The sequence below is a fragment of the Candidatus Enterococcus moelleringii genome, assembly GCF_017377575.1.
GTDB lineage: Bacteria > Bacillota > Bacilli > Lactobacillales > Enterococcaceae > Enterococcus_A > Enterococcus_A moelleringii.
Genome location: NZ_JAFREM010000042.1, coordinates 1 through 25894, shown reverse-complemented (window position 1 = coordinate 25894; position 25894 = coordinate 1). Strand labels below are relative to the sequence as shown.

Below are 25894 nucleotides of genomic sequence, written 5' to 3'. Positions count from 1 at the left end.
TAAAATTAAAAAATGAAAAATTGCTCCTTTCTATCATCACACCTCCAATTTTTGATCAAAACTTCACATAACTGTTGAAATAAAAGCAGTAAGCCACATAAAATTGAAATGAAGTTCTACTAAAATTTTACCATGAAGAATTTGTCTTCACAATTTAAATTTGAAGCGATTACAGCGAAAAGAGCATCTTGAATAGTTCAGGTTGCTCGCGGTACGACTGCCTGCAGCTTTAAGCGTTCTTCCACATCAGCAAAAGGTTGTGAGGTGTCGGCGCTTTGACGCATACGGCTGCGGTATTCAGTCGGAGTTTCGCCGGTGCTTTTCTTGAAGGTCCGGCTGAAAACCACTAAGCTGTTAAAACCCACTTGATTGGCAATTTCCTCCACCGATTCCTGGGTATAAGCCAGCATGAAAGCTGCCCGGTTAGTCCGCACGCCGTTCAAGTATTCCTTAATTCCCATGTCCATTTGCTTGCTGAAGACGCGAGACAGATGGCTGCGGTTGACTGACAGTTGCTGAGCAATGACTTCCACCGTAATTTTTTCAGCGTAGTGCTGCTGGATGTAATCCACCGTTGCTAAGGCCAGGGGTGAAGATAATTCTTCCGACGCTGTATTCACCTTGCCGCCGTCTTCTAATAACGTCGCCAGAAAACGGTAGGCTTGCTGGTTGAGATGCAGCTCGTTTAACAAATTGTCCTGGCTATACTTGAGGCACTCCTTGATAATTTCGATATACTGCTGGGTATTGGAAGAAATCATCGCAAAGCCTTCCTCTCCAAAAGCCGAGTGACTAATCACTTCCTTGCCGGTTTTTCCGCTGAAGGCCAACCAGCCATACATCCACGGTTCTTCGGCATCCGCCCGATAAAACGTGGTAACCCCAGGCCGAATCAAAAACAGGTCGCCTTTTTTCAGCTGGTACTTTTGATCTTTTACATGATACGTGCCCTTGCCCTCCAGCACCACATGCAGTACAAAGCATTCACGAATCGCCGGACCAAAGGAATGATACGGCAAGGTGCGGGAAAGCCCGCAAAACTGAAATTGTAAATCACCGGAAAGATGCTGCTGCCCTTTTTTTACAAACAAGGCCTGCTCCATATTTGCCCACTCCCTTTTCTACTAGTATAATAAGATGCAACAAAAAGTTAAATAGTTATCACAGAAGAAAGTGAAAAAGGAAGCGTTTTTTTGCTAAGATATGGTATATAGAAGCAGTTCCATTGGATTAAAACGCGAATTGATGGATATACGAAAGGATGTTACCGGTGAAAATTAGTCAAAAAGATTTTGGTAATGGATTCCAACTCATTACTTTGGAGAACGAGAACGGCCTGCGCTTGTCGGTCTCGGATTTAGGCGCACGGATTGTTAGCTTGACTGCTCCCGTGGACGGCGCGACGCGAGAATTGGTGCTGGGCTTTGATTCTGCGGAAGAATATTTAACAAAAGATCCTTATATCGGCGCAACTGTCGGCCGAACTGCTGGACGAATCGAGAATGGCCGCTTTGAATTAAATGGTAAGACTTACCAAGTAGACGTGGATGATGCGACTCACCACTCGCTGCATGGTGGTCAACCAGGCTTTGAAACTAAAAAATGGGATTACATTATTATAGAAGGAAAAAATGAAGCGTCTGTTGTTTTCACGATGACCAGTCCTGACGGCGAACATGGTTTCCCGGGAAATCTGGATGTGGAGGTTCGTCATACTTTGACCGCTGACAATATTTGGCGCATCACTACTCGCGGCCTGAGTGATCAGGATACGTTGTTTAACCCGACGAATCATGTTTATTTCAATCTGACAGGTGATTGTACTCAACCGATTGATCAGCACAAGCTGTGGTTGAACAGTTCGAATTTTGCTGAGCTGCGCAGCGATTCGATTCCGACTGGGGAAAAGCTAGCGGTTGCTGGTACAGCCTTTGATTTTACGACAGAAAAACCTTTGAGCGAGTTATTCGCCAGCGATTTTGATCAAAAGAAGTTAGTTGATGGCATGGATCATCCCTTCTTCTTAGATGAAGCTGGGTTAAATGCCTCCGCCGCAATTTTTACCAGCCCGGATGAAAAAGTCCGAGTGGTAACCAAAACCGATGCTAGCAGTGTGGTTCTGTTCACGGCCAATTTTGGCGAGGACACTCCAGAAATGCACGGTCAGAAAATGGCCAATCACGGCGGACTAACTTTTGAGACTCAAACAGCCCCTGGCGCGGAACAATTTCCAGCCTTTGGTTCGATCAAATTGGACGCTATGAAACCAATGACCACCACGACTGAATTTATAATAGAAGGAAAAGAGGAGTTACAATGAAAATCAATCGAGAATTAACTACCAAATTTGCGGAGTTTTTTGGACCTAGAGACACCACCAACTACTTCTCCCCTGGCCGGATTAATCTGATCGGAGAGCACACCGACTACAATGGCGGCCATGTTTTCCCGGCTTCCATCACTTACGGCACTTATGGTGTGGCTAGTCCGCGAGAGGATCAGAAGGTTTTGGTTTACTCCACCAACTTTGACGAGCTAGGAGTTATCAGTTTTTCATTAGAAGATTTAACCTTCGATAAAAACGCCGATTGGGCCAATTATGTTAAAGGTATGATTTTAAAAATGCAGGAAGCAGGCTTTACGATTGATCATGGCTTCGAACTATTAGTTGACGGCACGATCCCTAACGGAGCCGGTCTTTCCAGCAGTGCTTCGTTGGAATTGTTAGTTGGGGTGGTTTTGGAAGACCTGTTCCAACTGGATGTCGACCGTTTGACGCTAGTGAAGCTGGGACAAAAAGTCGAAAATGAATTCATCGGGGTCAACTCCGGCATTATGGATCAATTTGCCATCGGCTTTGGGGAAATCGACAAAGCCATCCTTTTAGACACCAACACTTTGGAATACGAAATGGTTCCGGTGAAGCTGGACGGCTATGCGATCGTCATCATGAATACCAAAAAGCGTCGAGAATTAGCGGATTCTAAATACAACGAACGACGCAGCGAATGTGAAGAAGCCTTGTCTCGCCTGCAAAAGGATTTGGCTATTGATTCTTTAGGTGATTTAGATGAAGCCACCTTTGAAGCCAACCAGCACTTGTTGGGCGATGATATTTTAGTTAAACGGGCGCGCCATGCGGTAACCGAAAATCAACGGACTTTAATTGCCAAACAGGAATTAGTTCAAGGAAATCTGGAGGCCTTTGGTAAATTATTGAACGCTTCCCACACCTCATTGCGAGACGACTACGAAGTAACCGGGCTAGAGCTGGACACTTTAGTGGCGGCTGCCCAAAAACAACCGGGAGTTTTAGGAGCCCGCATGACCGGTGCCGGCTTTGGCGGCTGCGCAATTGCTTTGGTGGAAGAAGCCGCAATTCCCAGCTTCAAAAACAATGTTTACGATGAATATTTAAAAACAGTTGGTTACGCTCCTGAGTTTTACGTAGCCCATATCGGTAGCGGAACCACCAAAATAGATTAACCCTTCGAATCGTCGGCTGAGGCCGGCGATTTTTTTCTTCTATTATATATGCAAGGTGGATTTTTTCTTAAGAGGCAAAAATCGAAACGGATTCTAGCACTATTTTGCTTAAAAGCGAACATTCCTGCATAAAAATCAATCTTTTTTAAACTTTCTATCACTACTTCCGAAGTTTTATGATAAAATGGCAAGAAATAGGAGGGGTTGGATGAACGATTTTTTACTAGATATTAATTCAATAATTTGGGGGGCACCGATGATTCTCTTGATTTTGGGAATCGGCGTCGCATTAACGATCGGCTGCCGCGGAATCCAAATTCGCCGTTTGCCATTGGCTTTGAAGTACATGGTGAAAAATGAAGAAGGCGGAAAAGGCGATGTAACCAGCTTTCAAGCATTATGTACGGCCCTTTCAGCAACTATCGGGACTGGGAATATTGTTGGGGTTGCAACTGCTATTGTAGCCGGCGGACCAGGCGCGTTGTTCTGGTTGGAGCTTGCTGGACTACTAGGTATGGCAACAAAATACGCAGAAGGCTTGCTGGCGGTAAAATACCGTACCTTCGATGATAACGGCAATGCCCTAGGCGGACCTTTTTACTACATTGAAAATGGGTTAGGAAAAAATTGGCGCTGGCTGGCGAAAATGTTTGCCTTCTTTGGCGCAATTGCTGGTTTGATCGGGATTGGTACACTTACCCAAATTAACGGGATCACTTCAGCAGCTGAAACTTTCTTCGATCCAAACAGATTGAACACAGTCACACTGTTTGGAAATGAGTATACGCTAGCAACCATGATTACTGGTGCTGTCGTTACTATTTTAGTGGCAATCGTATTAATCGGCGGTGTGCAACGGATCGCCCGCGTTTCCGAAATTATTGTTCCATTGATGATTGTCATCTATGTTGGTCTTTGCTTGTTCATGATCGTTTTAAATATTGGCCGCTTACCTAGCGTCATTGTAGAGATCGTAGAAAGTGCCTTTGGTTTACGAGCAGTTTCTGGTGGTGCATTAGGTGCCATGATGATCGCCATGCAAAAAGGGATCGCCCGTGGGATTTTCTCTAATGAATCTGGTTTAGGTAGCGCGCCGATTGCTGCTGCAGCCGCTCAATCAAATGAGCCTGTACGTCAAGGGTTGGTTTCCATGACTGGTACGTTTATTGATACGATCATCGTGTGTAACATGACAGGGATGGCGATTATTTTAACTGGTGCTTGGCAGCAAACTGGCTTGGAAGGCTCTGCGGTAACTATTTATGCCTTCACTGAAGCTTTGCCGCTGTCACAAACAGTTGCTTCCTTGTTGCTGATGCTTTGTCTGGCATTCTTCGCCTTTACAACCATTTTAGGCTGGAATTATTATTCAGAGCGCTGCTTAAGCTACTTGACCAACGGTAATACAAAATTCTCTTCGGCTTTTCGTATTTTGTACATTGCCGCTGTCTTCATCGGCCCTTACTTAACTGTAACAGCCGTTTGGACCATTGCTGATATTTTCAACGGCTTAATGGCCTTCCCGAATATCATTGCCTTGGCTCTGTTAAGTCCAGTGGTCTTCAAAGAAACAAAATCGTACTTCTCGCGTTTGGCCAAAGCCGACGCGGCCGGAGTAGAATTATCTTCCCTGCCGGTTACTGGAGTGGAAGAAGAATAACGAATGTACAAATTAGAGGGGATCAATCATCAGATTGGTGCCCTTTTTTTAGTATTTGTTTAGCTCTGGAACAGCACTTGCGAAACTGCTGCTTAAGCTCTTCCCGATTTTATTTCCGACACAGCTAGTTTGTTCAGGCTGACAATGGTACTATTATCCTAAAATATAAATGAATTAATGGAGAGAAAAATGAAGAAAAATAGTGGGTTGTTGTATGCCTTTGGTGCCTACAGCTTGTGGGGCTTTATTCCCCTTTATTGGAAACTGATGCCCAATGTAGGCGCAGTAGATATTTTGTTTTATCGAATTATTTGGTCACTGGTATTCATGGTGATTTTTTTACTAATTTCGCGAAAAGTTCCAGTCTTTGTGAAGGAAACCAAGCAGTTGCTGAAAAGTAAGCGAGACACTATGGCAATTATTGCAGCGGCGATTTTTATATCCATCAACTGGGGAGTCTTTATTTACACCGTCAATTCCGGTCATGTTCAACAAGGCAGTCTTGGCTATTATATCAATCCCTTATTCAACGTCCTGGCAGCCGCGATCTATTTAAAGGAGCCGTTGACCCGCACGGCAAAAATTGCTACATTGTGTGCATTCGCAGGGGTGGTTTTGCTGACGGTGCAAACAGGTGTATTCCCGTGGGCCTCGATTATTTTGGCCGGCTCCTTTTGTATGTATGGATTGACTAAAAAGCGCCTGCAGTTGAGTGCGGTGACCGGAATTACTTTGGAAACACTAATTATCGCGCCATTTGGCTTGATCTATTTGTTTTTCTTTTCAGAGGCTGGCTTCATGGGATACGATACTACCACAAACTTGTTGGCTATGGGAGCTGGCATCGTTACAGCGATTCCTCTGCTGCTATTTGCCAATGCAGCAAAACGTTTGTCTTATGTCACGTTGGGATTTGTACAATATGTGAATCCGACAATCATGCTGTTTCTGGCGATCTTTTTATTCCATGAACCCTATGGCTTGTCACAATTTGCGGCCTTTTCCTTTATCTGGTTAGGAATTCTGATTTTTATCATTGGTAATTTGATCCAAGTCAAACATACAATGAAGCCACCAGTGAAACCAAAAAGCGATTAATTCAAAGAAGCCGTTTATCCAAGTATTAGATAAACGGCTTCTTTGGCTGCTACTTGCCAAAAAGAGGTACTTTTTTAAATCTTACTGAATTAAATAATACCCTATTAACATCCTGGCAAGGATTTTCGGTTAAAAGCTCCTGCACTACAGCCGCTTTTAATGACCGATTCAGCAGACTAAGATTGGTGTGGATAACAGTAGGTCTTAGATATTCCGCCCATTCATCACCAATGCTTTCGATTACTTCAGACGTCAACTCCGTTAAGTTCCTGTTACCAAAAGCTGGCAGCACGTATCTGTCCAGCGTTCGCTGGTAGATCGCGATTGAAGATGGCTTCAATTTCAAACGAAGCTCCATCATCCAATACTCCGCCCAATCAGCATAGGTCGTTAGTTCCTCCGCTAGATAAATCCCCTCATCAAATTTGTTCACTGCTTTTTTTCTCATTCAATCATCTTCCTTTTCGTTTTGTCTAATGAACGGACAAATATTTGCCGGTTCATTACAATATACGCAAAAGAAGATTTTTTGTTCCGCAAAAACGAAATTTTTTTTAAAAAAAGAGCCTGCATGTTCGCTGCAAGCTCTTCGCTGAATTTCTATTCCTTTACTAGACCTTCTGTATCGAACCATTCAGCTGGAGCGGTTGGCGAAGGATTGCTCAAAAGATACAGCGTATGATCTGCATCCGGCGTATTCAGGTTGCTGATGCCGACGCCGTACAGCTGTTGGTCCTTCAAATATAGTTTGATTACATTAGCGGACCCATCCTCGTATTGAATAAAATGAAGTTCTTCCTCGTTCGGCAGCCGCTCATTGCCGCCGTTGGTACGCTTGAAATTTTTCAAGTTCAAATAACTCATTAAAGCCATCCGCTTCCAACGGCTGTTGGTCAGCTCTTCTTCGCCAGAAACAACCACTTCATTCCCGGAAACTGAGATCGCTTGGTACTCGCCATCTTTAATGATGTCTTTGCGGTCGATGTCCTCACTAAGTTTTCTGGCAACTGATTCCGGCACATACGTAATGTGAACGGCCGCGTTTTGATCCTGATCATAGGCATATTTACCGCGAATATTATCTTCCGTAGCAATAAACTGATTGTATTGATTCACCGTGAATTCTTCGTAGTCAAAGCTGAAGGATTGATCTTTTGCGGTCCAAGCCAATAAGCTGTCTTGATACTCTTCGGCCAGCTGATTTAATTCATTATTGTCCGCCACTTGCTCCTCAGAAAAGGAAGTTTCTTGAGTAGGCTCCTCGGGATTTTGTGAACAAGCACTGAATAGTAAAATACTAACGAATAACATACCCCAACGTAATTTTTTCATTTTGTTTGCTCCAAGCTCGACTTATTTTCTTTATTTTAGCAATTATTCTTTGATTTGGATAGAGCCATTTTTATTCTTCAGCCGCTTCCGAAGAGCGAGCCTTCAACTCTTCTTCATCCAAAATGAAAAAACCGTGATCCTCCCGTTCCAGAACGCCCTCTTCACATAAAGCTCGCAATAAGCGATGCATATGACGATAACTGATACCGATGGTCGCCGCCACATCCGTCAAATTATCCTGGAAGAAATTCTTATAGGCTCCCTGCAAAATATAGGAACACAACCGTTGTTCGCCGGTATAAAGCGCCGTTGATACATAGTTTTGTGAACTTAACAATAATTTTTCCGATAAACCTCGCGCTAAATGAGTGACAAAGGTCAAATTTTGCAGCAGTCGATTGCGCTGCTGCTGATAGGGAATCACTAAACACTCCACATCCGACAGGGCCACCACCGAAGCAGTCCCCACATCGCTGGTGCTGGCCAGCTCCATGTCACCGATCAATCCATCAGAAAGGTAATAGGTCAGCACCAAATCCTTGCCGTTTGAAGCCGTCGTACAAACCTTGGCTTTACCGGAAACTACAATAATCAGATGACTATAGGGTTCGCCCTCTTCATGAATGGTATCGCCAGCCTTATACCAATGAACAAAACAGTTGTTTTCCTGATCCGACAGGCCGTAACGCTGCAATAGTTTCCGATGAGTATCGGTTAATTGATAGTTTTCCATGCTTTTTCCCTCCGCTTTTTACTAAAGTATGACATATGTCCTACTCGATTTGCAAATAATCACCTACAATAGGGTCATGGAGGTGTTCAATATGATTTTTTTACTAGGACTTTTGTTGCTAGTCGCCTTGATTTCCTGGAAATACCACAATGTAAATTTGCAAAAGAAAAAAGTTTATTTCCAACAGATTGATGCTTATGAACATAAAAGAAAAGAAGACATTTTACGCAGAGCGAAAATGTCAGTTGCTACTAGCAATACACATGCACAACACATGGATGACAGCTATGCTTATTCTTCATTCAAGAAAACAGCTTAATTGATGGTCATCCAACAGTTTAAAAGTAAAGCAAACCCTTAGCTTTCCTCCCCTTTCTCGTTATAATGAGATAGAGGAGGTTTTTTGTGATGAAAATTGGCTTTTTTGGCGCTGGTCATATGGGCAGCGCGATGATTCAAGGATTTATCAACTCTGGTGAAGTTAGCCCCACCGATATTTTAGTCAAAGGTGGTCGCAGCCAGACAGCGGCTAATCGGCAAAAAGAAATGGGATTTACGTTAATCGATGATCTGCATGATATTGCGGAGGCAGAGTTGCTGATTGTTGCGGTGAATCCTAGTGCGGTACTTCCAATTCTGAAGGCTTTACCTACCAGTGTTACCGACAAGAAAATCCCGTTAGTTTCCGTAGCAGCTGGCGTTAACCTGCCGGAGATGGCGGATGTTTTAGGAGACGAATATCCACTGGCACATTGTATTCCCAACACACCTGTTCAGGTGAACGAAGGCTTGCTGGGTATTTCTTATGGTGAACAGTTGAGTTCAGCGGATAAGGATACCATTGATCAAGCGCTGAAGATTTTAGGCAGCTTGGTGGAAATCGATGAGCCGTTACTTGGAATTGTCGGATCGGTTGCTGGCTGCGGACCAGCTTTTGTGGACTTGTTTATCGAGGCTCTTTCTGATGCTGGTGTCTTGTACGGATTGAATCGCGAGCTGTCTTATCAGATCGCCGAACAAATGATTAAAGGCGCAGCTGAATTGGCGCTGCAATCGAAGAAACATCCTGGCGAGTTGAAGGATGGCGTGGCTACTCCTGGAGGAACGACGATTAAGGGCGTTGTGGCTTTAGAGAAGCACGGATTTCGCAATGCGGTGATTGAGGGCGTTAAGGGGACGATGGAGTAAAAATTAATTTGAAAGACCTAGGCGCTAAGTTTGCTTGGCGCTTTTTTGTCTGTTAATGATTTACCAGTATGTAATTTTGCTGGTTTTGTAAAACAATCATCAGAATCAAAAAAAGCATGTGGACTCCAGTAACCTGGGATCTCCACATGCTATTTCTATTATTCCGCTAACGCAACTACACGATCAACAAAATCTTCGTAGAAAGTATTTTCGTGGGAAACCACTACAACTGTGCCAGGAAATTGTTCCAAGGCTTTTTGCAGGTTTTCTTTGGTTGCTTTATCAATATGGTTCGTCGGCTCATCGAGAATCAAGAAGTTGCTCTTGATCATGGTCATTTCCGCAATTTTCACTTTGGTTTGTTCGCCACCGCTGAGAGTTTTCAAGCTTTGTTGCGCTAGTTCACTGCTCAAGCCGGCACGAGACAATTGGCGACGCAATTCTTTGTTGTTAGCTTTCGGATACTGATTGCTTAAATATTGGAAAGGTGTTTCCAATGGATTTTCCCAAGCCAATTCTTGTGAAAAGTAATTGATTTTCGTATGGTTTGGAAAATGGAAGCTTCCGCCTAACGCTGGAATTTCTCCGATTAACGTTTTGATTAATGTCGATTTCCCGATTCCGTTAAAGCCTCGCAAAGCGACTTTTTCGCCGTAACGAACGGTCAGCTTCAAAGGCGCCAACAATGGTTTGTCATAACCCACTAGCAGATCATCGGTTTCTAAAGCTAAAGTTGTTACTAACGGAACTGGTTCAAACACGATGTTCGGCGTTGGTGAATCAGACGGCGGTGTTAGACGCTCAATTTTTGCCAATTGTTTTTCCCGACTTTTCGCCATGGTTGAACGAGAGCCGGCTTTGTATTTGCGAATGTATTCTTCGGTTTTCTTAATGTGAGACTTTTGAGCTTCGTATTGACGCATGTAAGTTTCCGCCCGCAATTCCTTTTGTTTCGTCGCCTTTTCCAAATTCCCAGTGTACTTGGTCAATTGGCCAAACTCGATATCCATGATATGAGTGGTTACTTCATTTAAGAAGGCATGATCGTGGGAAACCACTAAGAAGGTTCCTGGAAATTCCTTCAAAAATTGCGTCAGCCACTGTACATGATCGTCATCCAAGTGGTTGGTCGGCTCATCTAGAATTAACAAATCTGGTTTTTCCAGCAGCAGCTTCGCTAAAAGAATCTTCGAACGTTGGCCCCCGCTCAAGTTTTTCAATATGCTATCCATTCCCAGCACATGAATCCCAAGTCCTGTCGCTAATTCATCGATCAAGGTGTTCATTTGATAAAACTCGCCTTGATCCAGTTCGTTTTGCAATCGGCCAGCCCGTTCCAACAAGCGATCATCCATATCGGTGGCATAATCTTCATATAGTTTAGTAATTTCAGCTTCCTTCGCTAAATCCTCAGCAAAAGCAGTTTGCAGAAACCCTTGAATTGTCATAGTTTCATCCACATTCACGTATTGGTCCAAATAACCCACCTGAAATTTTGGTGAAACTACGATTTGTCCTTCATCTGGTAAAATTTCGCCAGTGATAATTTTGATCAAGGTACTTTTTCCCGCACCGTTGCGACCAATTAGGCCCACGTGCTCCCCTTTGTTGATTTGGGCATTAATTTTTTCATACAACAGCTTGTCCCCAAACTGCTGGGTAATGTCTACTAAATTCATCATAACGTTTTTCTCCTCATTACTGTTTCTTTTTTCATAGGTATCCATCTAAATACGAAAGGCTTCGCAAACTCGTCCAACTTTGGAGCACCGATTAGGTACTGTTCTACATCAACTCTGCTAAGGCAATCGTTGTGTATCACAGCAATAAGACTAAAATTTTGATAAATGGTTTTTCACATTTCTCAAAATTTTCGCTTATTGTCGACAAAGTTAGTTTGGGAAGCCGGACATCACTAATCGTGTCCGACTAACCGATCATTTGTGAAAAACTATCTTTTCTTTACAAAAAAAACCGCAGACAACAGCAATTGTCTGCAGCTACAATATTTTTTCCAAATCGAAAACACCAAGGCATGCCAAATAAACCTGCCTTCTCTGGGCGTTTCCGATGAAGTCTAAACCTTTATTGTATGCTCTTAACAATGCTTCATCGAATTAATCTGTCAAGAGCTGCTTTTCTCACGAATTTAAAATAATAGCTGTATATCATCAGATGTTCCCTCTTTCGCCAAGAATCATAACATGTTCAAAGGAAAGTGTCAAAAAGATCAGTAAATTTTCTGAAAAAAGCTGGCGATACCGGCTTATCTTTGCATTTCGTTAAAGAAATGATCGATTGCCGCTTCAATTGCCTGAAAATCTTTGGTGAAAAACAGTTCTAGATCGACAGGTATCTCGGGCAAATCGGTTTCGTTAATAAAGCCGCCATTAGGATTAGGCACTACCAAATAATCAGCATTTTCTTTGTTCTTAAAATAATCAAACAGCACTTCATACTTACCAGAAAGATGTTCAGCAAGTTCTTCTCCGTTCATGTATCTCCAAGGTAGAAGATTCAGCACCGGCCGAACGTTGGTATTGATTTCGAAGACAAAACAGAGTTTTTTCATGGGGGACTCCTTTTTGATTATTGTAGCCTTTTAATCAAAACTTATCTAGGTCCACCGTCTATTCATCTTCCCAATATTTTATTCGCGTGAATACATTTTGAATAATGTACCTCAAGTCATTAGGCATCGGAACCATTTTACTCACGAATCTTTTGATAATTATCAGATATCTGTCTAGCTAATTTTTCGCCTAACTCTTCAGCGGTTTCCTGCTCCATGACTGCTTCATCAAAACTAGTTAGCTGAAAGTAAATATACTGTGAACGATCTGTGAAAATATATCCATCAATCCAAACTTGAAAGCCGTCAGGATCAACCGGAGGGCTAAAGGTTGATAATACTACTCCTTCTTCAATATCTGGCAACAGCTTATGGGCCTGTCCTCCATAATTAGGATTATCTTTTCTTTCTTCATAAGTTAGATTAGCATCATCCACACCTTTAAACCCATAACCGCAAGTAGACACTTCTACAAAAAAACTTATATCCGTAGAACAGGAATAATGGGCAATAAAAAAGTTTTCTTGCGTGTACGTTTTTTGATCTGTAAAGGAAGTATTAAAGTGCGGACTGGTTAATTCATTCATTTCCTCAACAGATAGTAACGGTTTGATACTTTCATCTGTGGTAAAAACCCTTTGTTCTAAATATCTTTCGTTGATTTCTTCTTGGGACAACGTAGCATTCGAACAGCCGCCCAATAAGTAGAGCAGCAATAACAAAAATACAGAACACCCTCTTTTTTTCACTAACAACACCCCTATACTCATTTTAAGCTCGCATATTTTGATAATTTTGATTGATTTTATTTGCGATTTTTCTTGCTAGTTCTTCCGCAACCTCAACTTCCATATACGGTTCATCAGAGCTTCCTAAATGAAATGTAATAAGTTGTGACTGGTCCGTAAACATAATTCCTTCTATGTTAATCCAGTAGGTACTCGGATCGCTGTTACCTTTAGTGGACACTAAAACACCTTCTCCAATATCAGAAAAAAGCGAAAATACTTTTTCATCATAGTATGAATCGTTTTTTCGCTCGTTATATAGTTTTTCGGCATCTCCTGGTCCCTCGTAAAGGTAGCCATAGCTTTCGATTCTGATTGAAAATACTGTATCTTCGGAACCAAAATATTCAGAATAAAAAGAGGTTTCAAACTCTGATAGTTCTGGCTCGTTGAAGGTTTTACCGAGATAGTCTTTGGTGATCTCATTCAACTCTTCCGTTGGCAGCAGATAATTTAGACTATTCGCTGAATTAAAGACCCTTTGTTCGAAATACAGCTTCTCTATCTCTTCGTTGGAAAATTCTTTATCCCTTGAGCATCCACTGAGTATAACCGTAACCAACAGCACAATTACTACTCTTATTTTTTTCAAAAAACCCACTCCTCAACGATGATTAGTTTTAACTCTCCAAGTTTTTGTGTTACTTAAAAAAATAAAGGGAGACAAGAGCGCCTCCCTGTTTCTCTGTTTGAGCATGTATTTATTCCTCTTCATAAATAACTGGGTTGCGGGTAATCATAATCACTTGTTTATCCAGAATAAAGGCAATCATCGCCTGATTATCACTATCAGCTAAGTGATAAATGTAACATTTTTCCGGATCACCGCCTGAGATAGCATTCCAGCTTTTTTCATAGTCCATTACCGAAGAACCGCTGCTCAGTTCACCGCTTAACAAATCTGCTTGAATTGACATAATGTTCAAGGCATCTGAAACTTTTTCATGAGGTTTTCCAACCTGCGAAACAAGCTCCTCCTCCGATAACCCTTCATCGATGAGCGGAAAATCTGATGCTGTTAAATCTTTTTTCTTTCCGCAACTTGCCAGCATGAGTACAGTAAGTGCAAGAACTATCAAAACCCTAACTTTTTTTGTCATTCCTACTCTTCCTTCCTAGTAAACTCAAAATCTAAGCTGTCACTGCCCACCATTAAACCATCCTCTGTACCAGAATCCTCCGAGGATACTGTATTTTTGAAATAGAGTGTTTTCTGATCATCCGACAATGTTGCTGTACCTGATATGTTTTTTCCACTGATAATTATTGTGTCGCCATCCAATTCCCAATTTGCTGTAAACTCCATCCCGTTGCTCATGGTCAATGTCCCGTCTTCACGAATTTCCATTGTGGCATTCCAATGAATTTCATCAGCTAAAAGCGAGGCAAATGAACCCAAGACCCCTCCGTACATTTCTTTGGACAGTTCCCCTGCGCCATCACGAGCCGATTGGTTTAACAGATCCGCTTCCCAAGTTCCAACAAAATTTTTCTCTTTAGAGCAGCCTGTCATAATCAATACTAGAAACAATAGAATGATAATTCCTTTTTTCTTCAAAACATTCCCCACCTTTATTCAAAGAATAGTTAGCGCATCATGCAAAAAGAATTCTTACAACCAAAATTTGCTCTTGCGATGCACCAATCTCAGTCCTCACTTGCGCGCTTTCTGATATAGTCTCTTATTTCGCCGAAACCAAATAGAACACCTAGAAAAATAGTTACAAAGATAAAGGACTCAACTAGCTCGCCAAATGAAACATGAGCGATTAAGCAATACGGAACACCAATGATCAACCAGCCTGCTACCCAAAACTTTCCAATCGTTTTATATACGTCCATTTGCTTCCCCTCCTAGTTCGGGAGTTTCGTTAGCCTAAACCAATAAACGATTGCCCGGAAACAGAACGATATGCATTGTAAAATAAAGCGATGGCAGCTATAAATGTCCACCAAGGAGGGCCTTCAGGTACTCGACCCAAAAAATCAGGAACTGGTTCGTAGATAAACTGATACCACAATAGCCATAATCCAAAGCCGCCGCTAAACAAAGCTTGAACGATTCGCAAAATTGAGTGCAGCGTAAATCCGGCTACATCCAGAGCTTTATCCGCTTTTTTCCACTTGTTATTATCTTCTGACATTGCTATTCCCTCTTTCTTTTTTTGACCTTTAACAACTTACGAGTGTCTTCCTACCAACTCTTGACAAAGTGACACACAAAACATAGCGTGATGATACGATTGTTGGAGTTTATAGCGACTTAAATTCCTTAGTTAGCAGTACCGAGTCAATCGATTAAGAGTTCTACGACTGACTCGGTACTTGTACTTATTCGAAATTCTAACTATCAATTAATTTAGTGTCTTTAGCTTCACGGCTAAATCCACTTTTATTCAAACTTCTTCCGACTCTTCAAAAACGCGCCCGTCAAAGCTACTCCTAGAGTCGACATACCTACCAGCGTTAAAATAAATGAACCTTTTTCGCCAGTTTGCGGCAAGCCTTTGGCATCGGTCGCCGTTCCTTGAGTTGTTCCTTGAGTATTTGCTTGACTGTACTTGTTAACGGTTTTTACTTCATCTTTCGTTGAGCCAGCATTCGTGTTGGTTGGTTTTGCAGCATTTTGATCAGTGGTGTTGGCATTTCCTTTTGGATTGGTGGTATCTGCTGGGTCAGTCTTGTCGTTAGCCCCGTCATCTTTGCCTGAACCACCATCGTTATTGTTGGCCCCGCTGTTGTTACCATTATCGGAACCATCGTTGTTACCTGATCCGTTATTTCCTGCTCCATTACCGCCTTCGTTTCCGCTATTTCCTCCATCACCAGTGTTTCCACCGTTTCCGTTATTTCCGCCGGTATCTTTTTTCACTAAGCTATTCATCGCCATATTGACAGCAGCCGTCATCCAGTCTACATCCGATTGGTGAAATTCTGCTGGATGCGTTCCATCAACCATCTCTTGCAACACTTCGTTAGCTGGAATTCCGTCAACTGAAGTAGCAGCCAGCATATCTAACATCTCTTCCCAAGATTCTGGGGTGTAATCAGCTTTATTTAAAGCATTGAAAAGCTCCAAAGCTTCTTTTGCTTTTGTAAAGTCTTCTGCTGGAGTTGGAATATCGTTAACAGAATAGACGCAGCTAGTTTGATAGCTATCGTAGATCACGGAAATACTCCGCTCACCAACACCATTGAAGATGATTCCTTCATCAGTGATGACATCATTCTCGTTACCAGTGGAGATGATGTAGTCATTTTTGTTAAGAAGCAGGTCTTCGTGAGTACCATCTGAATAACTGTGTTGAATCATGAAATTCGAAAATGGCTGCAATTCCCCGTCATAAGAGAACCCCTTTATAGGAACGAGATTTATTCCTGTTAAGGTTTTGGTACCATCATTTCTCACTAATTGCGTGCGGGCATCTACCATCTCTTGGTAAGCGTTAAATAATTCGCGCTCGTAAACGCCGTTTTGTAGTTCCTGCTGTTCAAATAGGTCGTTTATTTTCAAATACGCGTCATTAAAATTCTGCTTGGAATCACTTGTGTAACTGGTAGTATCGCGATAAACAGCTTGAAGTGAATCGAAAACATCCCGAATGCGCTCTTCTATCTTCACTCCGAACATAAAGTAGTGGTCAATATAATTCAGATTCATTCCCGATAAAGGAGCCGCCTCACGATCGATTTCCTTTTGTGACATACCTGTACGATTTCTAAAATCCACATATGTTTGGTAAATCGTATTCCAAGCTTCCCAATCACTAAATAAGTTGAAATGCTCATAAACGTCCTTCAATTGAACATAAGCTTCATAGTTGGCTAGATACGCGTCATACTTCGACCAATCCAGATCTCCAGCTTCAAAGACTGCTGTAATCGTTATGTCTTGGCCAATCGACATACCATAAGAGAACCAATCTTGATCACTTACTCGCCAGCCGACAAAATGATAGCCTGGAGCTGCATTGGCTGTTGGCAGTTCTTGCGCCGTTAAATAATAGCCATTTCTTTTTTCAATCGAACCAGCATCTGAGAGCGTTCCATTTCCTTCAACAGCGAAAGAAATCGTTGAATAGCTTACGGGTACACGTTGATCAACAATCACCGTAACAGTATATTTTGCCCCATCGATTTCATAGCTGATCGGTACGCCACTTTGTCCACCGGATCCTTCTATCGAATAATTGGCATCATAATCCCAAGCTGTCCATTTGAATTCATTGGATTCCGTACTAGGAAACCTACAAGAAATTGAGCCAACATTCCAGCCAGTTTCATCAATAACGTCAAACCAATAACTTTCACCATCTACATTAACAAATGCCTCAGCCTCACTAGTTCGGAAAGTAGCACTGTAATTCTTCGAAATAATTTTGCGATAGCCAAATTGTAAGTGGATAGGTTGTGTTGTACCAACTCCTGCTGGTGAGACTACATAGTTTTTGTTTTGATAATCGGTGGTTACCATCGAATTCGGATCATCGATCGCCGGATAGGTATAATAAAATTTATAACCAGCGATTTCTGGTGCCGTAAATACGCGGGATTCGTTCACTGGCACACTAACTGTTTCTTCTTTTAAGACATTGTTTTTGTTGTCTGTACAATGGATAACTACACTGACCGTTTCGATTTTTGCTGCTGACTCCTCGGTCTCTTCTTCAGGACTAGGATCGCTGGCCTGCGCTTGTACTTCTGGTTGCGGCACTGTTGTTGCTTGAGTCTCAGTTTCCTCAGGTAATGCTGTGCTGGCTTCAGTTTCATCAGTTGTAACTTCAGCTGGTATTTCTTCAACAACAGGTACTTCTGCTGCTTCTGGTTGTTCAGTTTCCACTAGTTCTTGTGGAGCAACTGATTCAAAAGGTGCTGGTTCAGCACTCGGCAAGATGTTGTCAGCAAGGCCCGCTGTAGTTGCGGTTGTTGCTTGTTCCGGGGCAGTCTCCTCAGCCAGCGCACTAACTGTGCCTAATACCATCGGGCAAATCAATGTCATAACCGTTGTTACTTGGTAGAAGCGTCTATTCCGTTTGTTTTGCTGCAACATCTTTTTTTCGTAACGCATCATTCGTGTCTTTTTCATTTTTAACTCCTTTTTTGGATTCCCATTTTTGACTCGTTAAGTATTTTGCATCCGTGTAGTTTCGGTCCAGACTTTTAAAAAAGCAAATACTTTTAATTATTTTATCATTGATAAATCAACAATTTACGGACAACGTTACCAACAAACGATCGTTTTGACCAGATTAAAAAAAGCGCTAAATCCTTACTCTGACAGCATTGGATGATATTTTTTTGGTTTTTCTGGTTTATTTGGTTTAGTTGGCCATATTTTTAATATCACTTGATTTTTTTATATTTTACTCTTACATTAGAATGTAAGAGGTTTATCCGTATCTACCATCTGAAAGGCAGGTTTTCGATATGTCTAACAATAAAGTGCAATTGGTTAATATAAGAAAATCAGTAGCTTGGCATCTTCTAAAATTGATACCTGATGCTAAAAAGTTTGATGGGGAAGATACTGCTACTTCCTCATCATCAATCGGTAACTACAAAAGACAGGTCACCAATCCAAGAAAGAGCACACTTCTTTCATTAATAACTGACATCGAGTTCGTCTATAAAACTTATTATTATGACGAGGACAAAGTAAAGGTTGAAACGATGAGAAGCCGGCTGGATGCCTTTAACCAAGACCTGCAGGCATTAGGTGTCACTGCTAAATCTAATGGAGTAAAATACATTGAACTCGACGAAAACATTTGTGACCAGCTGATTCCGTATTGTATAGATCTAATCGAAAATGACCGCTTAGTTGTTCCTTATTGGTTAAGCTATCGACCGGAGAATCAGAAAAAACTCTCCTTCCCTCCCTACCTGTCACCTAGCCGGATGACCGATCAGGTGATTATTGGCCGCGAAAAGGAATGCGAAGAAATTCATCGATTACTAAACGAACATGACGAACCTATTTACTTGGATTCTATGGCTGGTCTCGGGAAAACCAGTGTGGTTCAAGAATATACGAAAATGTACACCGACCGATTAGATCTGATGATTCACGTTCCTTCTAGTTCGAAAAGTGTTTGCTACGATGTCTTGAATGAATTGGCTCCTGAGCGGTTGAATGATTCAGGTGAGGAAGACTCCAGTAATCATTACGCGAGTATCTTGTACGGCTTCGCAGAGGAAATGAAAGATTTTGATAATCAAGTGCTATTAATCATTGACAACATTAGCTCCGCTGAACAATTATCCTCCGTTAAAAAGCTGAAACCACTGTGTGACATCGGTTGGAAAATTCTCGTCACTACTCGAGTAACCAACAAGTCAATAAAAAAACAAACGATATACGAGATTGAACGGTTATCTGAAGAAAACTGTTTTCGCTTATTTGAATACTATTATCTTGGCGCTCAAACAAAACAGGCACTTTCCCCAGACGATAAAAAGGAACTTCGTAACTTACTTGAGAAGCTGAGCTACCATACGTATCTAATTGAATTAGTTGCAAGAGTAGGTGAATTCTGTGGGCTTTCTATTTCCAAATTGGCGTCCTCACTTGTTGAAGAGGAAACGGATACTTTGAAGTTGGATAAAATCTTAGATGCTAGAGTTTACACTACACGTGAGCAGGAAAATCGAAATATTCGGAGTATTATTTCGACGCTGCTGGATATGAGCCAACTGGATGAAATGGAAAGACGCGTTTTAGGCTATTTCACTCTTCTGCCAGATGTACCCATAAGCCAAAAATTATTGATTCAATGGATGTCGGATAAAAAAGATTTATTACCGATTCCGTTAGCTACTGTTCTTGCTGATCTCTGTGAACGCGGCTGGCTGCTGCTGGAAAATGCCGACGAGCGAATGTATAAATGTCACAGTCTTGTTCAAAGTGCGTTTAATTTAAATGAAGAGTCAAGAGAATCCTTTGACTGTTTACCTTTTATAAAGAATGTGACTAATTATTTGAATTCCCCTCATGACGGTATGGAACGAACCGATATCTTTCAAAACCTGCCGATTCTTTCCACCGTTTTGACCAGATACACAGCTGAAACGAAGGAACGCTACCAATTAATTAAGCAATATCTGTCCTGCTGTATCAATTTCACCTGCTGTCCCCTGAAGAGTCTCAATTACGCAGAAGAAATGATGAAACTGTTCGACAAATTTTATTCTGAGGACTCGCTGGAAAAAATCATCTGTCAGCACATTAACAATGAAACCTATTTCGAAGTTGCCAACGAAAGAGGTAAGGAAGCTAAGGTCAGAGAAATGCGTAGAAAAACAGCTGAAGAGGCTGAAAACTGTTATGATCAGAAACCGCTCTTGTGCATTCGTATCAATCAGAAATATGCAAGCTCCTTGAAACGAAACGGACAATTCGCAGAATCACTGGAACTGTTAAATAAGCAGGAGCAAAAAATCAAGAATGTATTGGATCAGAAAGACCTGCCAAACGTCGATGAATGGAAATATGCCCTTTTTAGAAATTATGAACTGAAGGGGATTTTCAGTAATTCCTATTACATGAATGAAAGCAACTCATTAACTTTAAAAGATGTTCTTGCTATTCGAAAGGACTATTTAAAAACCGGCGAGGAACTACTGACAAAAGACTCTTATAAGCTGCGCTTCTGCTATAACGATTTGGGGATGACCTATATTTATATGTATGACGATCCTGACGAAGAAACAGCAAATGATCCTCTAAAAAAAGCGGAACTGCTAAAAAAAGCGGATTTTTATCTGAACCGTTCTTATAACATGGCGATCAACCGCTACGGGGAGAACTCGATTCGGTGTATTTCGCCGACTAAAAATTTAGCCAGTTTATTTAAAAGAAGAGGTGATTTTGAAAAGGCCAAAGAATTCGCTGAACGTGCCTACAAATTAAGAAAAAGCAAACCAAACTCGGAAGCGGATCGTGGGCTAATGGTAGATGCTCGCTTTTTAAGTGGTGTTTATTTAGATGAATATCGTCATCAAACAAAAAAAGATCCTTTATTGTTAGAAATAGCGCTCAATTATGTTAATGAAGCCTTAGAAATATCGGAGCTCCTCCACGCTGGTGAGGATAATCACGAGAGCGAGAAGAATCTCGAGAGAATTCAGGAAATTAAGAACGAGCTTGTTGCTTTTGATAACTCAGAAAACTAAAAGATAAGTCCAGTTGAGGTCCTACTATCCTCAACTGGAGTTTTTTAGCTAGAAATTCAAATCTCCCAGGTTTCTTTCTTCATCGCCATCTCCCAAAAGGCATACTCCATCTTACTGCTGATGACAAAAGCCTCCAGCATCTGCTGCTGTTCTTCTGGTTCACTAGCTTCATACAATCGATCCAGTACAGCTCGCTCTTTCAGAATTCCCTGAGCAGCTTCTTCCCCACCATAAGTTTCGATCCAGCGTTGGTATAAAGGATGTGGCGACCCAGACTTAATTAATCGAACGCCGATTTCCTGGTACAACCAAGCGCACGGCAGCATCCCGGCAAAGGCAGAATTGGGTGTGCCTTCGATTAGCTGACGGTACATGTGGGACACATAGTGATAAGCCGTTGGCGCAATCGGTGTTTTGGCGATTTCTTTTTCGCTGATCTCAAGTTCTTCAAAAAAATCGTCCCGAACGGCAATTTCTCCCAAACGCAGATTTTCAGCATTCTCCCTTAGCAAAGCTGCCACCTCTTGGTCAGTCGTTTGATCGGCGATTTGTTCATAAAGCTTGCTGAAGTGTTCCAGGTAATAGCGATCCTGCAATAAGTAAAAACGGAAAATCTCCGGCGATAATGTCCCATCCGCAATCGACTGCACGAATGGATGAACAAAACTCCCCTCCCAATATGGTGCTGCTTCTTTTCTAGCTAATTCTGTAAACATGTAGTTCCTCCTTCATTTTTTGCCATAAAAATAGCCTCCTCAAAAAAGTCCACGAGGAGGTCTGAAACTAGCTTAAATATAAGAAAACCCGATCACAAAAAATGATCGGGTGTCGTAAACGATTTGACAAAATCTGTCACACATTCCCTGCGTCAGTCCTAACTGTTTCAGGTTCAATGGGTATAATCTCAGCTATACAGCACCCCTAGTGTTCTTATTCGATTGCTAAAAGTATAGCATATCCCTTCAATGAAAACGACTACCTTTTTATCTTCTGCGGATAACTGGTGTCCCATCTGCATTCAATAGCGGTGTGATTCCGGTTGAACCAAAAAGTGTGTTTAAGACCAGCAAATATTGAACGCCAGTTTTTTCGTCGGTGATTATTTGGGTTTTAATCGATTTTTTATCGCTTTTTTCTTCTGAAACTACAAATCTTTCTTCCATTTTCTGAACCTCCTGCTCGATATTTTTATAAAAGTATACCTTATTTCCGGTAAACGCTTAACCAGCTGGTATCACAATATAATTATATTTTTGTTTTTTGAGGTAAACTTTTTATCTACCACCATGGTTTGACTAAAAAGATGATTGAACAGCCAACGATAGCTCCTAGCAACATATTACTGCCTCCTGTGAGTTTGTCTGTATTTATTTTAGTAAAAAATTAGAGGCAAATGTGCCCTTTGTCCCGATCAGCCGATTTTTAGTCCTAAACGGCAAAATAAAAGACAAGCTTTCCGTATCGAAAACTTGCCTCATCTTTTTAATCTGGAATTTCTGTGCCTAAACCTTTTTCGCGGGCCTTTTGAACAATTTGGCTGGCAACCACTAAATCTAGTACGGCGGTACCAACTGATTTGAAGATAGTAATTTCGTCATCAGAAGTCCGTCCTTCTACTTCACCCAATAGGATTTGGCCTAATTCACCAGAATACTTGTTTTTCGGAATGTATTCTTCCTTCAGCGGCGTGATAAAGTCACCGGCTGCATTCAGTACGCCTTCTGTGGTATCGAAAATAACCCGGTCTGCCCGTTTGATCAGCTCTTTCGGAATTTCGAACATGCTTGGTGTGAATGAACCGATCCCGTTAATATGTGCGCCGTCTTTTACCCAATCGGATTCGAAGGTTGGTTCATTGGATGGCGTCGCACTAGTAATAATGTCGGCACCTTCCACACATTCGCGGCTGGTTTTAGTTGGAATCAAGCGCGCTGAGAATTTTTTCTGCATGTCTTCTGCAAAACATTCGGCCCGTTTTTGAGATAAGTCAAAGATACGCACTTCAGTCAATGGACGAGCGGTTAACATCGCTTCTAATTGCTTCTCCGCCTGACCACCGGTACCAATCAACGCGCCGATTTTTGCGTCTTTACGCGCTAAAATTTCGGTCGCAACCCCTTGTACCGCACCTGTCCGCAGTTGGGTCAAGTAAGTACCATCCAGCAAAGCAGTTACGATTCCGGTTTTAGGATCTAAAAGAATCATAGTCCCGGTAACGCTGGGCAGTCCCCGTTCGATATTGTGCAAATAAGTCGAAACAATTTTTACCCCTAGGGATGGCTTTTCGCCGCCGATGTAAGCCGGCATGTATGAACTCACACCATTTTCTTCGCGAATATCCACGTTGGTTCTAAGGGGCGCATTGGTTTCACCTTTTGAGAAAACCATTAAAGCTTGTTTGTCGGCCTCCAGCGCTTCCTCCATAGAAAAGGTCTGAATCATATCATTTTTTGTCAAAAACAGCATATCTTTCACTCCTCGTTATATTAATGAGGCCTTCGCCTCGTTGAGTACAAAAATCACCTGGCATATGCAACTGCCAGCACAAAACACATGATGAAAAAAAGAATATCACTGAAGATAACTTTTCTTGGCACAAATTCTGCTTTCGATAAGAAAAAAGCTTCAATTAAAACAGCGAAAGCATAAAAAGGCAAAGTTAAAATCAGTGGTGAACCCGTAAAAATTGTTGTCACTAAAAAAATGGCCAACAGCAGCATGAATCCTAAATAAAACGGATGGTAACGTTTCGGTATCACGCGTAAATTTCCAAGCATTTTCTCCACCTACTTCACGATAGTTAAATACATAAGCAGCGGTAAATAAATGATGAGTTGTTCCAAAATGACAACTACTGCGCCAATTCTAAAGCCGATCGGCAAGGGTTGCCGCAGCAGATAAATACCTGAAATAATACCTAGAAACGGAAAAGGGAAGAAAAATGAAATAGCTAAAATAAATATTCCAGCAATTCGTTGCTTATCATCGTAAGAGAGATTAAACATGATAAAACCTCCTAAAGGCCGTTTCTTTAATTATAGCATGATGAGAATGTTCGCCAAAGTTTTATTTCCAGAAAAACTATTGGCAAATAGACGGTTTTCTATAGATTTTGGCTATATAAATAGACTCGGGTGTCAATAAAGGCACCCGAGTTAGTTAAATTTATTTCAAAAACGTCTCTATATTCTTAATCACTTTTTGCGCCAAACGCACCTTCGCCATCGAAGTCAGGCCAGCGCTGTGGTCGCCCACAAAAACATTCGGCATGTCTGCCACGGTTTCACCAATTCCAGCAACCGTATCGGAAAATGCGTAAGTTCCTGGCAATTTCAGCCAGTTTGTTAACGCCTCAATATTGTGAGATGGGGCAATCGACAGATTCATCATGATTTTCCCTGGTCCCATCAGCTGGAATTGCTCCTGTTCCAGCAAGACAACATTTTTGTTTAAAGCTGTGATTACGATGTCTACCTCAGCAAGCAAATCATTCAAAGGATAGTATGCCATACTCAGCTTCTCTTCGATTTTCGGCTTGCGGGTGCGGCTGTAATAAGCGACATCGGCTCCGAAAAAGTTCAGGGATTCAGCCACTAGTGATCCCACCGTGCCCATACCAACAATCCCGATCTTGACGCTCGTCAGCTCCATCGGTTCGTCCTTCCACATCGCTTCCCCGCGACCTTGCAAAAGACGCACCAATTCACTAATCACATATTCTCTTACCCCTTCATCGCCATAATCGCGAATCCCGGTAACCACGATGCCTTTTTTCTCAGCCGTCAAAATGTCTACGTTAGCACTTTCTGGGGAATACAAGCTGCAGCACATGCCGATATAACGAATATCCGGACAAGCATCCAGCACCTCTTTGTTAATATAGCTGGTAAAACTCAGCATCACGCAATCAGCATCGCCAATGCGGCGAATAATTTCTTCGGTTGTATCAGGAATATCGGGATAGAAGGTTGACTCATCTGCATAGTTTTTCAACTGCTCATCCCACTCAGGCAACAGCTTGGTAGGCTCGATAGCAACCATTTTCTTAAAACGTGTTTTGATCATTGTATCCTCCCTTTCTCTTGAATTCATCATAGCGCGAGGGGCTGGGCTGCGTCAAATGAAAAAAGAAATTTCAGCAGGCTGCTACTTAATCAGATAGATCAGCCGATCGCTTGCATCTATCTCATAATCAACTCCTTCAATTTTTTTCAAAGAATAGCCATTCCCCCAGTCCGTTTCAATTTTATATTGTTGAGGAGTCAATTTAGCTAATTTCTTTCTAATGCTATTAACTAAAAACGATATGTGGCTCTTTCGGGAATGACTCAGTTCTCCCTGCCACAAAATTCGGCAAATTTCCTCACTGCTGATGGATTCCCCTCTGGCTTGATGCAAGCATTCCAATAATCTTTTTTCAAGCTTGCTAAACTTTACTTCATCATTGATCTTTTTACTATTGGATACTTGGAAAAAAGGTGTTTCGTGAACGACGGATACTTGCTTTTTCACAACGGATTCGATGATGGTTCTTAGCTTTTCAACATCACAATCCTGAGGAATAATTCCTTGAATTAAATCCATCGAGCTTGAAATTCTGCTAGTAGAAACCTTCAACATAGGAATGGTCAGCGGTTCAACCGCCTTAGCTATTGAAATTTGTTCTTTCTGAAATAAAGTGTCACTCAAAATAATCACATGGAAAAAAGGAACCAGCCCAAATGCTCCTGGGCCTTCCACCATTGTCTCACTGGAAAAAACTTCATGGCCTAATAAGCGAAGATTGCGCTCCAAAGCCTCCTCTCTAAAAATGCATTTCGTTAATACAAGAATTCTCATTTTTTCTGCTCCTCGTAAAATAGATT

The 25894-nt window shown here is 41.7% G+C and carries 27 protein-coding genes and 1 riboswitch; of the genes, 7 read left to right on the top strand and 20 right to left on the bottom strand.

Annotation, left to right across the window (positions count from 1 at the left end; all coding sequences use genetic code 11):
* Window positions 1–197 precede the first annotated feature (197 nt).
* Window positions 198–1103: an AraC family transcriptional regulator gene (locus JZO70_RS21590; RefSeq protein WP_207675770.1), complete on the bottom strand. Its 906-nt coding sequence runs from the start codon at window positions 1101–1103 to the stop codon at window positions 198–200.
* A gap of 167 nt (window positions 1104–1270) precedes the next feature.
* Between JZO70_RS21590 and JZO70_RS21585 the strand changes: the two genes are divergently transcribed.
* From JZO70_RS21585 to rarD, 4 genes are all read left to right on the top strand, one after another.
* Window positions 1271–2320 carry a galactose-1-epimerase gene (locus JZO70_RS21585; protein WP_207675769.1) on the top strand — a complete coding sequence of 350 codons (1050 nt, stop codon included), beginning with the start codon at window positions 1271–1273 and terminating at the stop codon, window positions 2318–2320.
* Complete coding sequence (locus JZO70_RS21580; RefSeq protein ID WP_207675768.1) at window positions 2317–3486, top strand: galactokinase; 1170 nt, start codon at window positions 2317–2319, stop codon at window positions 3484–3486. Before JZO70_RS21585 ends, JZO70_RS21580 begins: the two co-directional genes overlap by 4 nt.
* Window positions 3487–3694: 208 nt before the next feature.
* Window positions 3695–5146 (top strand): alanine/glycine:cation symporter family protein, encoded by a 1452-nt coding sequence (locus tag JZO70_RS21575; RefSeq protein WP_207675767.1) that lies wholly within the window; start codon window positions 3695–3697, stop codon window positions 5144–5146.
* Between the two features lie 189 nt (window positions 5147–5335).
* Window positions 5336–6244, top strand: coding sequence for an EamA family transporter RarD (rarD, locus tag JZO70_RS21570; protein ID WP_207675766.1), 909 nt, complete (start codon window positions 5336–5338; stop codon window positions 6242–6244).
* Between the two features lie 49 nt (window positions 6245–6293).
* Here the strand turns inward: rarD and JZO70_RS21565 are convergent, their stop codons facing one another.
* The 3 genes from JZO70_RS21565 to JZO70_RS21555 all read right to left on the bottom strand — a co-directional run bounded on the left by JZO70_RS21565 (window position 6294) and on the right by JZO70_RS21555 (window position 8309).
* Window positions 6294–6692: a tyrosine-type recombinase/integrase gene (locus JZO70_RS21565; RefSeq protein ID WP_207675765.1), complete on the bottom strand. Its 399-nt coding sequence runs from the start codon at window positions 6690–6692 to the stop codon at window positions 6294–6296.
* A 152-nt stretch (window positions 6693–6844) separates the two neighbouring features.
* Window positions 6845–7576, bottom strand: a complete 732-nt coding sequence (locus JZO70_RS21560) for a hypothetical protein (RefSeq protein WP_207675764.1) — start codon at window positions 7574–7576, stop codon at window positions 6845–6847.
* A gap of 70 nt (window positions 7577–7646) precedes the next feature.
* The gene (locus tag JZO70_RS21555; protein WP_207675763.1) at window positions 7647–8309 is read right to left on the bottom strand and encodes a Crp/Fnr family transcriptional regulator; all 663 of its coding nucleotides are present in this window, start codon (window positions 8307–8309) and stop codon (window positions 7647–7649) included.
* A 91-nt stretch (window positions 8310–8400) separates the two neighbouring features.
* Here JZO70_RS21555 and JZO70_RS21550 point away from each other — a divergent pair, with 91 nt between their 5' ends.
* On the top strand, window positions 8401–8628 hold the full coding sequence (locus JZO70_RS21550; RefSeq protein WP_207675762.1) for a hypothetical protein: 228 nt from the start codon (window positions 8401–8403) through the stop codon (window positions 8626–8628).
* A gap of 89 nt (window positions 8629–8717) precedes the next feature.
* Window positions 8718–9497 carry a pyrroline-5-carboxylate reductase gene (proC, locus tag JZO70_RS21545; protein ID WP_207675761.1) on the top strand — a complete coding sequence of 260 codons (780 nt, stop codon included), beginning with the start codon at window positions 8718–8720 and terminating at the stop codon, window positions 9495–9497.
* A gap of 158 nt (window positions 9498–9655) precedes the next feature.
* On the opposite strand, the gene JZO70_RS21540 is transcribed toward proC, so the two are convergent.
* From JZO70_RS21540 to JZO70_RS21500, 9 genes are all read right to left on the bottom strand, one after another.
* A complete protein-coding gene (locus tag JZO70_RS21540; RefSeq protein ID WP_207675760.1) occupies window positions 9656–11179 on the bottom strand; it encodes an ABC-F family ATP-binding cassette domain-containing protein in 1524 nt (507 codons plus the stop codon).
* A 584-nt stretch (window positions 11180–11763) separates the two neighbouring features.
* The gene (locus JZO70_RS21535; RefSeq protein WP_207675759.1) at window positions 11764–12069 is read right to left on the bottom strand and encodes a hypothetical protein; all 306 of its coding nucleotides are present in this window, start codon (window positions 12067–12069) and stop codon (window positions 11764–11766) included.
* 137 nt (window positions 12070–12206) lie between these two features.
* Window positions 12207–12818: a hypothetical protein gene (locus JZO70_RS21530; RefSeq protein WP_207675758.1), complete on the bottom strand. Its 612-nt coding sequence runs from the start codon at window positions 12816–12818 to the stop codon at window positions 12207–12209.
* Between the two features lie 22 nt (window positions 12819–12840).
* A complete protein-coding gene (locus tag JZO70_RS21525; protein ID WP_207675757.1) occupies window positions 12841–13449 on the bottom strand; it encodes a hypothetical protein in 609 nt (202 codons plus the stop codon).
* A gap of 109 nt (window positions 13450–13558) precedes the next feature.
* Complete coding sequence (locus JZO70_RS21520) at window positions 13559–13957, bottom strand: hypothetical protein (RefSeq protein ID WP_207675756.1); 399 nt, start codon at window positions 13955–13957, stop codon at window positions 13559–13561.
* Between the two features lie 2 nt (window positions 13958–13959).
* The gene (locus JZO70_RS21515; protein ID WP_242704072.1) at window positions 13960–14415 is read right to left on the bottom strand and encodes a lipocalin-like domain-containing protein; all 456 of its coding nucleotides are present in this window, start codon (window positions 14413–14415) and stop codon (window positions 13960–13962) included.
* Window positions 14416–14504: 89 nt separating this feature from the next.
* Window positions 14505–14699, bottom strand: a complete 195-nt coding sequence (locus JZO70_RS21510) for a hypothetical protein (protein WP_207675755.1) — start codon at window positions 14697–14699, stop codon at window positions 14505–14507.
* A gap of 29 nt (window positions 14700–14728) precedes the next feature.
* Window positions 14729–15001, bottom strand: coding sequence for a hypothetical protein (locus tag JZO70_RS21505; protein ID WP_207675754.1), 273 nt, complete (start codon window positions 14999–15001; stop codon window positions 14729–14731).
* Window positions 15002–15249: 248 nt separating this feature from the next.
* The gene (locus JZO70_RS21500; RefSeq protein ID WP_207675753.1) at window positions 15250–17943 is read right to left on the bottom strand and encodes an LPXTG cell wall anchor domain-containing protein; all 2694 of its coding nucleotides are present in this window, start codon (window positions 17941–17943) and stop codon (window positions 15250–15252) included.
* A 341-nt stretch (window positions 17944–18284) separates the two neighbouring features.
* On the opposite strand from JZO70_RS21500, the gene JZO70_RS21495 reads away from it, so the two are divergent.
* Entirely contained in the window at window positions 18285–21029 is a 2745-nt protein-coding gene (locus JZO70_RS21495; protein ID WP_207675752.1) for a tetratricopeptide repeat protein, read from the top strand.
* Between the two features lie 56 nt (window positions 21030–21085).
* Here the strand turns inward: JZO70_RS21495 and tenA are convergent, their stop codons facing one another.
* The 7 genes from tenA to JZO70_RS21460 form a co-directional block, all read right to left on the bottom strand.
* A complete protein-coding gene (tenA, locus tag JZO70_RS21490; RefSeq protein ID WP_207675751.1) occupies window positions 21086–21745 on the bottom strand; it encodes a thiaminase II in 660 nt (219 codons plus the stop codon).
* A 126-nt stretch (window positions 21746–21871) separates the two neighbouring features.
* A riboswitch (TPP riboswitch) is annotated at window positions 21872–21962 on the bottom strand.
* A gap of 50 nt (window positions 21963–22012) precedes the next feature.
* A complete protein-coding gene (locus JZO70_RS21485; RefSeq protein WP_207675750.1) occupies window positions 22013–22192 on the bottom strand; it encodes a DUF6440 family protein in 180 nt (59 codons plus the stop codon).
* 319 nt (window positions 22193–22511) lie between these two features.
* Window positions 22512–23495: an ornithine cyclodeaminase family protein gene (locus JZO70_RS21480; protein ID WP_207675749.1), complete on the bottom strand. Its 984-nt coding sequence runs from the start codon at window positions 23493–23495 to the stop codon at window positions 22512–22514.
* Between the two features lie 53 nt (window positions 23496–23548).
* Window positions 23549–23806, bottom strand: a complete 258-nt coding sequence (locus JZO70_RS21475) for a hypothetical protein (RefSeq protein ID WP_207675748.1) — start codon at window positions 23804–23806, stop codon at window positions 23549–23551.
* Window positions 23807–23815: 9 nt separating this feature from the next.
* A complete protein-coding gene (locus tag JZO70_RS21470; protein WP_207675747.1) occupies window positions 23816–24034 on the bottom strand; it encodes a hypothetical protein in 219 nt (72 codons plus the stop codon).
* A gap of 160 nt (window positions 24035–24194) precedes the next feature.
* On the bottom strand, window positions 24195–25094 hold the full coding sequence (locus tag JZO70_RS21465; protein ID WP_207675746.1) for an NAD(P)-dependent oxidoreductase: 900 nt from the start codon (window positions 25092–25094) through the stop codon (window positions 24195–24197).
* 81 nt (window positions 25095–25175) lie between these two features.
* The coding region (locus tag JZO70_RS21460) for a helix-turn-helix domain-containing protein (protein WP_207675745.1) at window positions 25176–25894 on the bottom strand (719 nt) is incomplete at its 5' end.